The organism is Methylobacterium sp. 4-46, assembly GCF_000019365.1.
In the GTDB taxonomy this organism is placed as follows: Bacteria; Pseudomonadota; Alphaproteobacteria; order Rhizobiales; family Beijerinckiaceae; genus Methylobacterium.
This window is the reverse complement of the sequence record NC_010511.1, coordinates 3,806,983-3,820,410: the sequence shown is the minus strand read 5'-3', so window position 1 is coordinate 3,820,410 and position 13,428 is coordinate 3,806,983. Positions and strand designations below refer to the sequence as shown.

Here is a 13,428-nt window from a genome sequence, read left to right as displayed (position 1 = left end):
GCGAGCGGGGCCGGTCGCAGCAGCCCCCGCCGGCCGTGCCGCCTTCGCCGAGGCCCATTCCGGCGCGGCCGCGGAGGCCGCGCGGATCTGCCCGGCCCCGATCGAGGCGGCGACGCCGCCTGGTTCCTCTCCGGCCTGACGCGTGATCACGAGGGACGAGGCTGCCATGGCGCCCAGCCACCACGGGGCTCGCGCCCCCGCGCCGGCACGCGACGACGCGGACGGGAGCGCGGCGCCGACCGACGCGAAGCTGAGGCACTTCATCCGGCTGGCCGGCGGGTTCTGGATCACGCGGAGTGCCGGCCGCGCCTGGGCGCTGGTGGCCCTCAACCTCGCCTCCCTGAGCGCGGCCGTCCACACGAGCGTCCTGAGCACCCGCTACACCAAGGCGCTCTACGACATGCTGGCCGAGCGGGCGCTCGACCGGCTGCCCGCGGTCATGGCCCTGCTCGCCGTCGTGCTGGGCGCCAGCATCGTGCAGGCGGCGGTCGCGTTCTCGGTGCCCACCGCTATCGCGTTGGAGTGGCGCCAGTGGCTCACCGGCCGATACGTCGCGCGCTGGCTGCACGGCCGCGCCTATTACGAGGGCCAGCGCCGCGATCTCCTCGACAATCCCGACCAGCGCATCGCCGAGGATGTCGATGCGTTCACCCACGCCGCCGTGACCAATGCCTTCGCGATGTTCCAGGTTGCGTCGATGGGCATCACCTTCGGGATCATCCTGTGGGACGCTTCCGGCGACGGCAGGGTCACGATCGGCCCGGCGACGTTCCAGGTTCCCGGCCTGCTGCTCTGGGTCACCACGATCTGGGCGGTCCTCCACACCGCCCTGGTGATCTGGGTCGGGCGCAAGCTGCCGCGCCTCGTCGCGGCGGGGCAGCGGGTCGGGGCGGATTTCCGCTTCAAGCTGATCCAGGTCCGGCGCGCCGCCGAGCAGGTCGCGCTCCTGCGCGGCGAGGCGGCCGAGGCTGCCGCCCTGACCGATCGCTTCTCGGCCATCCGCACCAACGTCTACGCCCAGATCGTCCAGGCGGTGAGGATCGCCGTCACCAATGCCACGGTCGGGACGGTCGAGGAGCTCTTCCTGCTGCTGCTCGTGATGCCGCGCTACCTCGCGGGTGGGTCGTCGCTCGGCGAGATGTTTCAGGCGCAGCGATCGATGGGCCAGTACAACGGCACGATCGCGTATTTTGCCCAATCCGCCACCGCGCTCCAGACCCTGCGCGGCACGATCCGCCGCCTGCGCGCCTTCGACGCGATGATCGACGCCGTCCCGGTCCCGCCCGCTTCCGAGCAGCCCGGCGACGCGGCGACGATGGTCGCGGTCGAGACCCTGTCCGTGGCCCGTCCCGGCGGCGCGACTCTCCTGACCCTGCCGGCCTGGCGGGTGGAGCGAGGGCAGCGCTGGCTCATCCGAGGCCCCTCGGGCATCGGCAAGAGCACGCTGCTGCGCGCGCTGGCCGGGATCTGGCCGGAAGTCGCTGGCCGGCTGACGATGCCGGCCCGCGAGACGACCTTGTTCATGCCGCAGACGCCCTACCTGCCGGTCGGCCCGCTGCGGGACGCCATCACCTACCCGTCGCGGGAATCGGTGCCGGACGCGGTGCTGCGCGACCTTCTCGGGCGCGTCGGCCTCGCGGAGCGGGCAGCGGATCTCGACCGGGCCGCCGAGTGGGACCAGCACCTCTCGCCCGGGGAGCAGCAGCGCCTCGCCTTTCTGCGTCCCCTGCTGCTGCGCCCGGCGCTGATCCTGCTCGACGAGGCGACGAGCGCGCTCGATCCGCCGAACGCGCGTGCCATGTACGCGCTGCTCCTCGAATCCCTGCCGGACCTCACCCTGATCAGCATCGCGCATTCCGACGTGCTCGACGCATTCCACACCCACCGGCTCGTCCTCGGCGGGCCGAACGACGCGCGGGAGCAGGCCCCGTGACGATCCCCTCCGCGACCGAGGCCGTCTTCGGGGCCGAGTGCTCGCCGGGCCAAATCCTCGCCGGGCCAAATCCTCGGCCGGACCGGCGCCGCCGAGGCTCCGGGCGCCCCGGTGCGAACCCCGCCCGGGGGGATGGACCCGGTCCTCGACGAGGACGCGGGTCCGGTCGCGGTGCGGGTGGCGGAGACCGGCGGTATCCGGAGATGGCCGGACGTCGAAGACCCGGGCCCACGCCGTCTTGGACGGGGGCGCCCCGGCCCCGCGTGGCGATCACCCGGACCGGGTCGCCGCAGCCGCATCCGGCCCGATAGCCACCCAGTAATGCGCCACGCGGGTGATCGATAGGCCGAGCGACGCGCCCAGAATGTCGAGGGCCTCGCCCGGGTGCCGCAGCGGGAACACGCCGGTGGCCCGGATCTCCGCCACGGCCGGATCCACGCGGATGACGCCGGGGAAGTAGGGGCGCAGGGCGCGGACGATCGAGGCGACCGAGCGGTTCTTCGCCACCAGAACTCCGTCGAGCCAGGCCGTGACATCCTCGACCTCGTCGACCGCCTGCCGACGCAGGCGGCCGTCCTCCAGGCCGAGCCGCTCGCCGCGCCCGATCGCCGCGGCGGCGGCCCCGACCACGAGCCGTCCCGTTCCCTGGAGGCCGGTCGCCGCCAGCACCTCGGCGCGCTTCTCGACCAGGAAGCTGCCGGATTCCGCCGTGAGGTTCAGGACGCCGGCATCGAGCCGGAACGGGGCGGACCGCGCCGCGACGCGCACGAGAACCTCGCCCTCGATCAGGCGGATGGCCCGCCGGCCGAGGGCGTAATCCACGTCGATGGCCGTGCGGGGCGCGAGCACGACCTCGCTGCCGTCGTCGAGGCGCAGGCGGTTCTGCTCGGCGGTCCGCGTCACGTGGTCGGCGAGCAGGCCGTCGAGCGGCACGAACCGGTCCGCCACCAGGCTGCCGGCCGCTCCGAGGCCGAGCGCGGCCGCGACGCCCGTCAGCACGGCGCGCCGGTTGGGCTGGCGCGCGAGGAGCCGCTGCGTCAGCCGGCCCGGCGGCAATCTCTGGCGGGCGGCGACGCCGCAGGGCATCAGGCTCTCCTGCAACCCGAGCCACGCCGCTTCGTGGCCCGGATCGGCGGCGAGCCAGGCCTCGAAGGCGCGCCTCTGGCGCTCGGTGACCGCGCCGGAACTGAGTTCGACCATCCAGCCGATCGCGGCCTCGACCGGCTGCTCGTCGCGCTCGGCAGACCCAGCCATGACAGATCCCCGCCCCGTCAGCCCGCGACGTTCCGCGCTTTTACGGCCGCGCGCAGACCCTGCGCAACGTATTTGCGCACCATGCTGACCGAGACGTTCAGTTCGGCCGCGATCTCCGCGTAGGGCATGCCGTCGATCTGGCTCATCAGGAAGGCCGCGCGCGCCTTCCGCGAGAGGCCCGCGAGCATCGCGTCGATGGCCTGGAGCGCCTGCACAAGGATGAGGCGTTCCTCTGCGGAAATCTCGAACGCCTCGGGCAGGGCCGCCAGCTCGTTCTCGTAGGCGCGGCGGAGATCGTCGCGCCGACGTGCGTCGCAGATCAGCCGCCGAGCGATCGTGGTCATCATCGCGCGCGGCTGACGGACCGCGCCGAGATCGGGGATCTGCAGCAGCGCCAGGAACACGTCGGAGGTGAGATCCTCCGGCGAAGTGACGGTCCAGCGCTGCTTGCTCAGCCAACGCAGCAGCCAATGACTGTGCTCACGGAACAACCCATCGAGCGCGGAGACATTCCGAAGCGACGGTGACGCTCCCATTCTGCAGCCCTCACCTGGGTGCCGACGCTCTCCGGCACGCGTTGCCGCACAATTCAACAACGACATCCCTGCGCCAGCGCAAGTGTAGAAGCGTCATGGAATCGCCATCCTTGGGGTCATCCAGCATGTTCCGTGCCAAGCCAGCATGTTCCGTGCCAGCATGTTCCGTGCCACGTGGAAACCAAGCGGGATCCTCGTTCCCCGCGGACGGCATTCCTCTGCGGCCGCGGCCGGGGACCGAGGTCCCCCGACGCCGCGCGCCGATGGCGTTTCGTGCGGGACGTCCCGTCGGCCGATTCTGCCGGAGCCGTTCAGGGGCGCCGCCGTCCGGGCCGGGCTCCGGACCAGCCGGACGAGGCGGTCGGGACCCTCGCCGACGCGGCGCCGGAGATGCGCGCGGGCGGCGTCCACGAGGGCGCCGGTGCGCGTCGTTCGCGCGAGGTGGACCTCGATCCGCCCGGGCGGGCGCAGGGCGCGGGGGACGAGGCCGGGATGGATGATGCTGACGCCCTGTTCGGGACCGAGCACGCCCGAGAGGCCGTCGAGCGGCTCGGGGTCGAGGAACCCGGCGGCGGTGGCCGATCGCCTCGCGGGCGGGCCGACCGCCGACCTTCGCCGAGAACGAGCGCGGGCGTTGATTCAGATCAGCGCGAGCACGGCCGCAACGCGCGAGACCTGCCGGGCCGGGCGCGGCGATGCCGCCGCCGGACATGCCCCGAAGGGCGTTTCCTCCTCGACTTCGGGCCGCCCTCCGGGCGGCCCCCCTTCCTTCTCGCGCCCCCTCGGGCGCGGATCCGGCGCGGCGCCCGCCTCAGTACCAGATCTCCATCTGGCCGCCGAACAGGAAGCTGCCCGCCTTGTCGCTCAGCCGCACGTTGGTCAGGTAGGAGCCGGATTGCGGCCCGAACGCGTCGCTCAGGCTGAAATTGTGCAGCTTCTTGTCCCACATGATGTAGGAGCCGAACACCCGCAGCTGCGGTCGGGTCATCAACCCGAGGCCGAGCTGATCGAGGTAGAAGGTCGGCGCGATCGTCACCTTGCCGATGCTGCCGTTGACGTGCTGGCCGGTGCGGAGCCCGTAGGCGGTGTAGCCATTCGGCGCGAGGTCGGCGTATTGGTAGGTCAGCTCGTACTGCATCGCGAAGCTGCGCGTGATGTCCTGCATCAGGCGGCCGTTCAGCGTGATGAACTTGTAGCTGTCGCCGTCGACGTAGCGGTCCTGCGAGATCTGAGCCATCACGGCCGGCGCGAAGTGCAGGTCGGGGGCGAGGTCGGTGACGCCGTAGGTGGCCAGGCGCACGGTCTTGGCGTCGTGGGCGAGGTTGCCGTCCGCCCCGAGGACGCGGGCCTCCGCGCCGAGACCCCAGCCGAACTGGAGCGCCGTCTTCGACACGCCCGGGGCGATGCCGTAGAAGCTCGTGTCCCCGTAGGCGAGCATCGCCAGCATCCCGGTCTCGGCGCGCTGCGTCGTGCCCGCCACGGCCGAGGAGGCCAGCGTCGCCGCCGACCACGGCAGGTTGGCGTACTGGCCGTTCTTCGCCGCCGCGAACCCGTTCAGCATCAACTGCCAGTTGCCGAACTTGTTGTTCGACGTGAAGATGTAGTCGTCGACGATCGGCGTGTTGTAGACGCCGACATTGCCGAAATTGCGGGAATAGACCGAGAAATTGCTCTTCCAGCCGTCGGCGATGGCCGCGTCGTAGACGCCGACGCCGGTGCCGGCCAGGAAGACGATGTCCGAATCGAAGAAGTGGATATCGAAGTTGTCGCGGTCGAAGCGCTTGCCGGCCCAGAAGGTGGCGCCGGACAACCAGGACGGCATATCTTTCAGATTGCCGAATTCAGTGTAGACCTGGCGGAAGTTGATCCCGTTATTGCCGCCGGTCCAGTCGTTCTGACTCTCGACGCCGTCCGCCAGCATGGCCCGGAAGCGCGCCCAGGAGCCGTCCTCGAAGGTCCACTTCTTGCCGAAGTTCAGCTCGAGGTAGTGATTGGACTCGATGCCCAGGCGCCCGACCGCCCCGTCGACGGCGCCGGCCGGCGTGAGGAACGCGCCCGGATAGTTGTGCCACACGCCCTTGCTGCCGCGGGACAGGAATCCGGACCGCGCGTAGCCCTTGAACTCGAAGGCGGAGGGGTCGGCGGCCTGCGCCAGCAGCGCCGCGGCGTCCCCCTTGACGACCCGGCCCTGCCCGGCGAGGGCGCTCTGCGTCTTCGAGAGCTCGGCCTTCTGGATCTCCGTCGTCGTCTCGATCTTCTTGAGGCGCGCCTCCTGGGAGCCGCTGCTCGCCCGGACGGCGTTGAGTTCGCTCTCGGCGCGCGCCGCGCGCTGCTCCGAGGTCCGGGCGCGCCGCTCGGCGTCGGCGACCCGCGCCTCCAGGGCCTCGAGCCGCTTCAGGATCGCCTCCGGCGTGCCGGAGGCGTCCCCGGCCCGGGCGGCGGAGGTGGAGGCCAGCAGAATCATGGCGGCTGCGGCGGCCCTGCGGCGGGCGGGGCGATCGGGTGTGGTCGACCTCGGCACGTGTTTCTCCCGTCTGACGTAATGTTATATGCGCAGAGCTCATCCTCGATCCGCGCCAGAACGGATCATGACCCTGCTTGCGTTGCCTTGTGCGTAGCTGACCTTGCGTCGCAGGCTAAGGTGCAGGCGTTTCACCGCAAGTTGCGACTTGCGCGATCGCATGTTGCCTGGGTGGAGCTTGGCTTACCGTACGGCGTAGGCCGGAACCGGTTGTCCGGTCAGGGGCGGCGTCGCGCTCACCCGCATCTCCCTCGACATTTATTATGGTACCGATACCACATGGTAGACGGGGACGAGCGGCGCGGGCAAGGCGCGAATGACCCTACGTCAGGGATTGTTTTGGCCTAAGCCCAAGGTCGTAGACAGCATCCGGGGCCCCCCGGACGCCGATCTCGGAACGGGAGACTCATGGCGCGGGACGAGAGCACGACAGCCACCGAGCGGGCGGCGCGGCGGGCCACGCTCACCATCCGGGAGGTCGCGGCGCGCGCCGGCGTCTCCGCCTCCACCGTGTCGCGGGTGCTGAACGATTCCGGTTACGTCAGGGCCGAGGTGCGGGCCCGCATCGAGCGGGTCATCGCCGAGACCGGCTACGTTCCGAGCGGGATCGCGACTAACCTGAAGCGGAGCACGTCGACCATGGTCGGCGTCGTCATCCCGCGGATCAACTCCTTCGCGTCGAGCGAGATCACCGCCGGGATCTCGGCGACCCTGGCCGAGGCGGGCTACATCCCGATCCTCGGGAGTTCGGCCAACCGCCCGGAGAACGAGCTCGCCTATGTCGAGACGTTCCGGCGTCAGCGCGTGGACGGGGTCCTCATCCTGGCGACGCAGCTGACCGGGCCGCTGCTGGCCAGCCTGACCGAGATCGGCGTGCCCGTGGTGGTGATCGGGCAGGACGCGAGCGCCTCCGGCTTCGCGTCGGTGATTCAGGACGAGCGCCGCGCCACCCGCCAGATCACCGACCTGCTGATCCGCAGCGGCCACCGGCGCATCGGCCTGATCGGCGTCGCGGAATGGGACATCCAGGTCGGGTGCGAGCGCAAGGGCGGCTACGTCGAGGCGCTCGCCGCCGCCGGGATCGCGCCGCCGCCCTCCTGGATCGCCCTCGGCGGCTTCGACCTGCGGGACGGCGCCGCGGGAGCCGACCGGCTCGTCGCCGCTCCCGAGCCCGAGCGCCCGACGGCGATCCTGGCGGTCACGGACCGGCTGGCGATCGGCGCGGTGAGCCGCCTCGTCGATCTGCGCATCGACGTGCCGCGTGAGGTGTCGGTGGCCGGGATCGGCGACATCGACGTCGCCGCCGTCTACAATCCCAAGCTCACCACCGTGCGGTTCGACTATTTCGGCACCGGGACGGTCGCGGCGCGGACCCTGGTGGCGATGCTGCGCGGCGAGCGGATCGCGCCCGCCGCGCAGGTCATGCCGTTCGAACTGCGTGTCCGGGACAGCGTGGCGGACCGCAAGGCGCGCGCCTGAGCGGTCGCCGCGCCGGCCGGCGCCCCGCGCCGCGTCACATTTCCGTTGCGTCAGCCGGACTCCTGCGCTATTCGTGTGTGAAATCGATACCACAATCGATGTCGTGGTCGTCCGGGAGGAGACATGACCTACACGCCGAATGCCGACCAGCTCGCCGCCGAGCGGATCCTCGCCCTTGTGGGCGGGGCGGGCAACGTCGTCAGCGCCGCACACTGCGCCACGCGCCTGCGCCTCGTCCTGGCGGATGTGGCGAAGGTCGACAAGGCCGGCCTGGAAGCGGTCGAGGCGATCAAGGGCACCTTCCTCAACGGCGGCCAGTTCCAGATTATCATCGGGCAGGGGCGCGTCGCGCGGCTCCACGAGGCCCTGGTGCGGGCGGGCGGCCTCACGGCGGTGTCCGCCGCGCAGGCGAAGGAGGATGCCTCGGTCCGGCTCTCGGCGCCCCAGCGCTTCGCCCGGCTCCTCTCCAACATCTTCGTGCCGATCATCCCGGTCATCGTCGCCTGCGGCCTGCTGATGGGCACGCTCGGCACGATCAGGACGATGGGCTGGCTCCCCGCGACCTCGGCGCCGATCCAGCTGCTCGACCTCGTCTCCAGCACCGCCTTCATCTTCCTGCCGATCCTGGTCGGGTTCTCGGCCGCGCGGGAATTCGGATCGAGCCCGTTCATGGGCGCGGCGCTGGGCGGCGTCATGATCCACCCGGTCCTCCAGAACGCCTGGACGGCCGGAACCGGCATCAAGGCCTACTGGGACCTGTTCGGCCTGCCGGTGGCGCAGCTCGGCTACCAGGGCACGGTGCTGCCGGTCCTCGTCGCCGTCTGGGTGATGGCCCTCGTGGAGCGCGGCCTGCGCCGGGTCGTGCCCGACATGCTCGACATCGTCCTGACGCCCTTCCTCACGCTCCTCGTCTCGGCGTTCTTCGCCCTCACGGTGCTCGGGCCGGCCGGCCGCCTCCTGGGCGACGGCATCTCGATGGGCCTGCAGCAGCTCTACGCGCAGGGCGGTCCGCTCGCCGGCTTCGCCTTCGGCGGGCTCTACTCGGCGATCGTCATCACCGGCGTGCACCACAGCTTCCACGCCATCGAGGCCGGGCTCCTCGCCAACCCGGCGATCGCCGCGAATTTCCTGCTGCCGATCTGGGCGGCCGCCAACGTGGCCCAGGGCGGCGCGGCGCTCGCCGTGGCCCTGCGCAGCGACGACGCCAAGGTGAAGCAGGTCGCCGTGCCGGCGGCCCTGTCCTGCCTGCTCGGCATCACGGAGGCCGCCATCTTCGGCGTCAACCTGCGCTTCGTGCGGCCCTTGCTGGCCGCCGCGCTCGGCGGCGCGGTGGGCGGGGCCTACGTGGCGGCCGCGAAGGTGAGCATGACCGCGGTGGGCGTCACCGGCCTGCCCGGCATCGCCATCACGGCGCCGGGCAGCATCCTCGACTACCTGATCGGGCTCGCCCTCGCCTTCGGAGTGGCGTTCGCGGCGGCCTTCGCCGCGGGCCTCCGGGCGGAGCGGGCCTGACGACCTCGCGGCCTGCGGCCGCCCTCCCGAGCGCGGACCGGATCCTCCCATGACCAAGCACGCCGTCGATCCCTGGCGCCCGACCTTCCACATCGCGCCCCGGACGGGTCTCCTCAACGACCCGAACGGCCTCGTCTACTGGGACGGGGCGTACCACCTGTTCTACCAGTGGAACCCGCATGGCTGCTCCCATGCGAACAAGAACTGGGCCCACCTCGTCAGCCCCGATCTCGTCCGCTGGGAGGAGCTGCCGGTGGCCCTGGCACCCGTCGACGTCTTCGACAGCCACGGCTGCTATTCCGGGTCCGCGGTCGCGAACGGCGAGGAACTCCTCCTCATCTACAACGGCAACGTCCGCAGCGCCGGGGGCGAGCGGCAGACCTACCAGTGCCTCGCCCGCTCCACGGACGGGATCCGCTTCGAGAAGCTTGGCCCCGTCCTGTCGGGGCCGCTGCCGGGCTACACGGCGCATTTCCGCGATCCCAAGGTGTGGCGGGAGGGCGATGCCTGGCTGATGGTGCTCGGTGCCCAGACCGCTGCCGGGGAGGGGACGGTGCTGCTCCTGCGCTCGCCGGACCTGCGCTGCTGGTCGCCGGTGCGCGAATTGCTGCGCCCCAGCGCCTTCGGCCACATGTGCGAGTGCCCGGACTTCTTCCGCATCGGCGGGGAGGCGTTCCTGATCCTGTGCGCGCAGCACGGCCCGGAGCAGGGGGGCGACGTCGCCGGCTACGTGCCGGGCGACCTCTCGGGAACCGCCGACGCGGCGGCCTTCCGCCGCCTCGACCACGGGCGCGACTTCTACGCGCCGCAGACCTTCGAGGCGCCCGACGGGCGCCGGCTGATGTTCGCCTGGATGGGCCTGCCCGAGCAGGGCGACGCGCCCTCGACCGCCTTCGGCTGGATGCACTGCCTCACCCTGCCGCGGGAGCTGCACGTCCGGGACGGGCGCCTGTGCCAGGTGCCCGCCCGCGAGCTCGCGGCCCTGCGCAAGGCGCACCTCGCCATCTTCGACCTCGACCTCTCGGCCGCGCAGGACCTCACCGCCGCCCGGTCGGACGCGTTCGAGCTCGCCCTGGCGTGGCGCGCGCGGGACGGCGGGAGCTTCGCCGTGGACATGCGCGTGCGGGGCGTCGAGCGCACCACCCTCACGGTGGATTGCTCCGGACGCCGCCTGCGCCTGGACACGGTCCGGGCGGACGGGGTGGCGGTGCCGCTCGGCGCCGCGCCCTTCCCGGAGGGCGGGACGATCGAGGACCTGCGCATCTTCGTCGATCGCAGCTCCGTCGAGGTCTTCGCCGGCGGCGGCGCCGTGGTGCTGAGCGCGCGCATCTTCCCGAGCCCCGGCGCGGACGGGATCGGGGTGCGGGCGGAGGGGGCCTTCACCCTCGACCGGCTGGATCGCTGGACGCTGTGACGGGCTTCTCGGGGACGGGCCCCTGGCGGCCCGCCCGGGTGTGGACACGGGCCGCGGCCGGGGAGCGCCGCGAGGGGAGGTGACCATGGGTTTTCTCAGCCGTCTGTACCGGGCCGGGGCGAGCGCGCGGGTGGAGGTCCCGCCGGCCGACGCGGCCGTGGCGGTGCTCGCGCCGGTCGACGGGCTGCTCGTGCCCCTCGACGCCGTGCCCGACCCGGTCTTCTCGGGGCGCGTGCTCGGCGACGGCTTCGCCATCGACCCCGACGGCGAGGTGCTGCGCGCGCCCTTCGCGGGCGAGGTCGTGAGCCTGCCGCCGACGCGCCACGCGGTGACGCTGCGGGCCCGCAACGGGGCCGAAGTGCTGATGCATATCGGCATCGAGACGGTGGGGCTCGCCGGGAACGGCTTCGTTGCGCACGTGCGCGAGGGCCAGGAGGTCGCGGCGGGCGACCGCTTGATCTCCTTCGACGCCGCCCGCATCGGCCCCGCCGTGCCCTCGCTGATGATCCCGGTCGTGCTCACGAACGGCGACGCCTTCGGGCTGCGCGCCCGCGCGGCGCCCCCTGCTGCGAGATCGCCTCGGCCTCCGCGCCCGCCTCCGTCGCGCCCGAGGCGCCCGCCGACCGGACCGAGTTCCGCTGCACCGCCGAGGTCCGCGACCCCTTCGGCCTCCACGCCCGGCCGGCCGGCACCATCGCGGCGCGTGCCAAGACGGCCCGCTCGCAGGTGACCCTCTTCCACGGCGGGCGCCGCGCCGACGCGCGCAGCTCCGTCGCCATCATGCTCCTCGGCGCCCAGGCCGGCGCCGTGCTGACGGTCGAGGCGGTCGGGCCCGGCGCGGAGGAGGATGCGCGCGCCGTCGCCGCCCTCGTCGGTGCGGCCGGCACCGGCGCCCCCCGGGCGGCGCGGCCCGAGGGCGGGGCGCCGCGCCTCCCCACCGCCGCGGCGTCCGTCCCCCTCGACGGCCCGGACGTCCGCCGCCTCCTCGCGGGCGTCCCGGCGGCGCCCGGCCTCGCCCTCGGCCGCTCGCACCGGCTGCTGCGCGAGGATCTCGACATCCGCGAGGAGGGGGAAGGCGCCGAGCGCCAGCGCGCCGCCCTGGCCGACGCGCTGGCGCGCACCCGCGCGGCCCTCGAGCGGGCGATCCACGGCCTCGGCGCCGGGGCGGAGCACGGCAGCCATGGGCCGCAGCAGGCCGAGATCCTGGGCGCGCACCTGTCCTTCCTGGAGGACCCGCAGCTGCAGGCCGCCGCCGACGCGCTGATCGCGGAGGGCAGGAGCGCCGCCTTCGCGTGGAGATCGGCGGTGGACGCGCAGGTCGCGGCCCTGCGCCAGCTCGGCAACGAGGTCCTGGCCGAGCGCGCGGCCGATCTCGTCGACATTCAGCGGCGGGTGCTCCTCGTCCTGTGCGGCCGCAGCGAGGCCCCGGTCGCCCTGCCCGAGCGCGCCATCCTGTTCGCCGACGACCTGCTGCCCTCGCAATTCGCCGAACTCGACCTCGACCGGGTCGCCGGGATCTGCCTCGCGGCGAGCGGCCCGACCTCCCACGTCGCCATCCTGTCCGCCTCGCACGGGATCGCGGCCGTGGTGGCGGCGGGGCCGGACATCCTGCGCGTGCCGGACGGGCAGGTGGTCGTTCTCGACGCGGACCGGGGCGAGGTCTCCGTCAATCCGCCGCAGGAGCAGGTGAGCGAGACGCGCGCGCGCCTCGCCGAGCGCGGCGCCCGCCAGGAGACGCGGCGGCGCGCGGCCGCCGAGACCTGCCGGATGGCGGACGGGACGCGGATCGAGGTGGTCGCCAATCTCGGCGCCCTCGCGGAGGTCGCGCCGGCCCTGGTGGCCGGGGCCGAGGGATGCGGCCTGCTGCGCAGCGAGTTCCTGTTCCTCCACCGCGAGACCGCGCCCGGGGAGGACGAGCAGCACGCCGAGTACCAGGCGATCGCCGACGCCCTCGACGGGCGGCCGCTGATCATCCGCACCCTCGATGCCGGCGCCGACAAGGACGTGCCCTACGCCCAGCTGCCGCAGGAGGAGAACCCCGCCCTGGGCCTGCGCGGCGTGCGGCTCGGCCTGTGGAAGCCGGACCTGCTGCGCACGCAGGTGCGGGCGATCCTGCGGGTGAGGCCCTACGGCCAGTGCAGGATCCTGCTGCCGATGATCGCCACCGTGGCGGATCTGCGCACCGTGCGGGCGGTGATCGACGCGGAGGCGCAGGCCCTCGGCCGCGACGCCCCGATCGAGGTCGGCATCATGGTGGAGGTGCCCTCGGTGGCCCTGATCGCCCGGCAATTCGCCCGGGAGGCGGATTTCTTCTCGGTCGGGACCAACGACCTCACCCAGTACACGCTGGCCATGGACCGCTGCAACGCGCGCCTCGCCCAGCAGCTCGACCCGTTCCATCCCGCGGTGCTGCGCCTCGTCGGGCTCGCCGCGGAGGGCGCGCGGGCGCATGGCCGCTGGGTGGGCGTGTGCGGCAACCTCGCCTCCTCGCCCCTCGCGGCGCCGCTCCTGATCGGCCTCGGCGTGACCGAACTCTCGGCCTCGGCGGGCGCGATCGCCGATATCAAGGCCGTGGTGCGCAACCTCGACGCCGACCAGTGCCGCGCGGTGGCCGAGGCGGCGCTGAACCTCGACTCGGCGGAGGCGGTGCGCCAGATGCTCGCCTCCTGCTTCCCCGATCTCGGCGCCGCCTGATCCGGGATCCGCGTGATCGCAGCGGATCCCGGATCGCGAGCCCGCGCGGCGCCTGAGCGACGCCGACATCCGCATGGCCGAAATC

General features: G+C 72.7%; 9 protein-coding genes. 6 read left to right on the top strand and 3 right to left on the bottom strand.

Going from position 1 to position 13,428, the window contains the following annotated elements:
- Positions 1-166 precede the first annotated feature (166 nt).
- Entirely contained in the window at positions 167-1,933 is a 1,767-nt protein-coding gene (locus tag M446_RS16395; RefSeq protein WP_012333225.1) for an ABC transporter ATP-binding protein/permease, read from the top strand.
- Between the two features lie 270 nt (positions 1,934-2,203).
- On the opposite strand, the gene M446_RS16390 is transcribed toward M446_RS16395, so the two are convergent.
- The 3 genes from M446_RS16390 to M446_RS16380 form a co-directional block, all read right to left on the bottom strand.
- Positions 2,204-3,187, bottom strand: coding sequence for a DUF4880 domain-containing protein (locus M446_RS16390; protein WP_012333224.1), 984 nt, complete (start codon positions 3,185-3,187; stop codon positions 2,204-2,206).
- Positions 3,188-3,204: 17 nt separating this feature from the next.
- Complete coding sequence (locus tag M446_RS16385; protein ID WP_018260271.1) at positions 3,205-3,678, bottom strand: sigma-70 family RNA polymerase sigma factor; 474 nt, start codon at positions 3,676-3,678, stop codon at positions 3,205-3,207.
- An 856-nt stretch (positions 3,679-4,534) separates the two neighbouring features.
- Positions 4,535-6,187, bottom strand: coding sequence for a carbohydrate porin (locus M446_RS16380; protein ID WP_012333222.1), 1,653 nt, complete (start codon positions 6,185-6,187; stop codon positions 4,535-4,537).
- A 465-nt stretch (positions 6,188-6,652) separates the two neighbouring features.
- Between M446_RS16380 and M446_RS16375 the strand changes: the two genes are divergently transcribed.
- The 5 genes from M446_RS16375 to ptsP all read left to right on the top strand — a co-directional run bounded on the left by M446_RS16375 (position 6,653) and on the right by ptsP (position 13,343).
- Entirely contained in the window at positions 6,653-7,723 is a 1,071-nt protein-coding gene (locus tag M446_RS16375) for a LacI family DNA-binding transcriptional regulator (RefSeq protein ID WP_012333221.1), read from the top strand.
- 123 nt (positions 7,724-7,846) lie between these two features.
- Positions 7,847-9,235, top strand: a complete 1,389-nt coding sequence (locus M446_RS16370; RefSeq protein ID WP_012333220.1) for a sucrose-specific PTS transporter subunit IIBC — start codon at positions 7,847-7,849, stop codon at positions 9,233-9,235.
- A 49-nt stretch (positions 9,236-9,284) separates the two neighbouring features.
- Positions 9,285-10,649, top strand: a complete 1,365-nt coding sequence (locus M446_RS16365) for a glycoside hydrolase family 32 protein (RefSeq protein ID WP_012333219.1) — start codon at positions 9,285-9,287, stop codon at positions 10,647-10,649.
- An 85-nt stretch (positions 10,650-10,734) separates the two neighbouring features.
- On the top strand, positions 10,735-11,379 hold the full coding sequence (locus tag M446_RS38585; RefSeq protein WP_050777492.1) for a PTS glucose transporter subunit IIA: 645 nt from the start codon (positions 10,735-10,737) through the stop codon (positions 11,377-11,379).
- A complete protein-coding gene (gene ptsP, locus M446_RS16355; protein ID WP_265576652.1) occupies positions 11,343-13,343 on the top strand; it encodes a phosphoenolpyruvate--protein phosphotransferase in 2,001 nt (666 codons plus the stop codon). Before M446_RS38585 ends, ptsP begins: the two co-directional genes overlap by 37 nt.
- Positions 13,344-13,428: the final 85 nt, after the last annotated feature.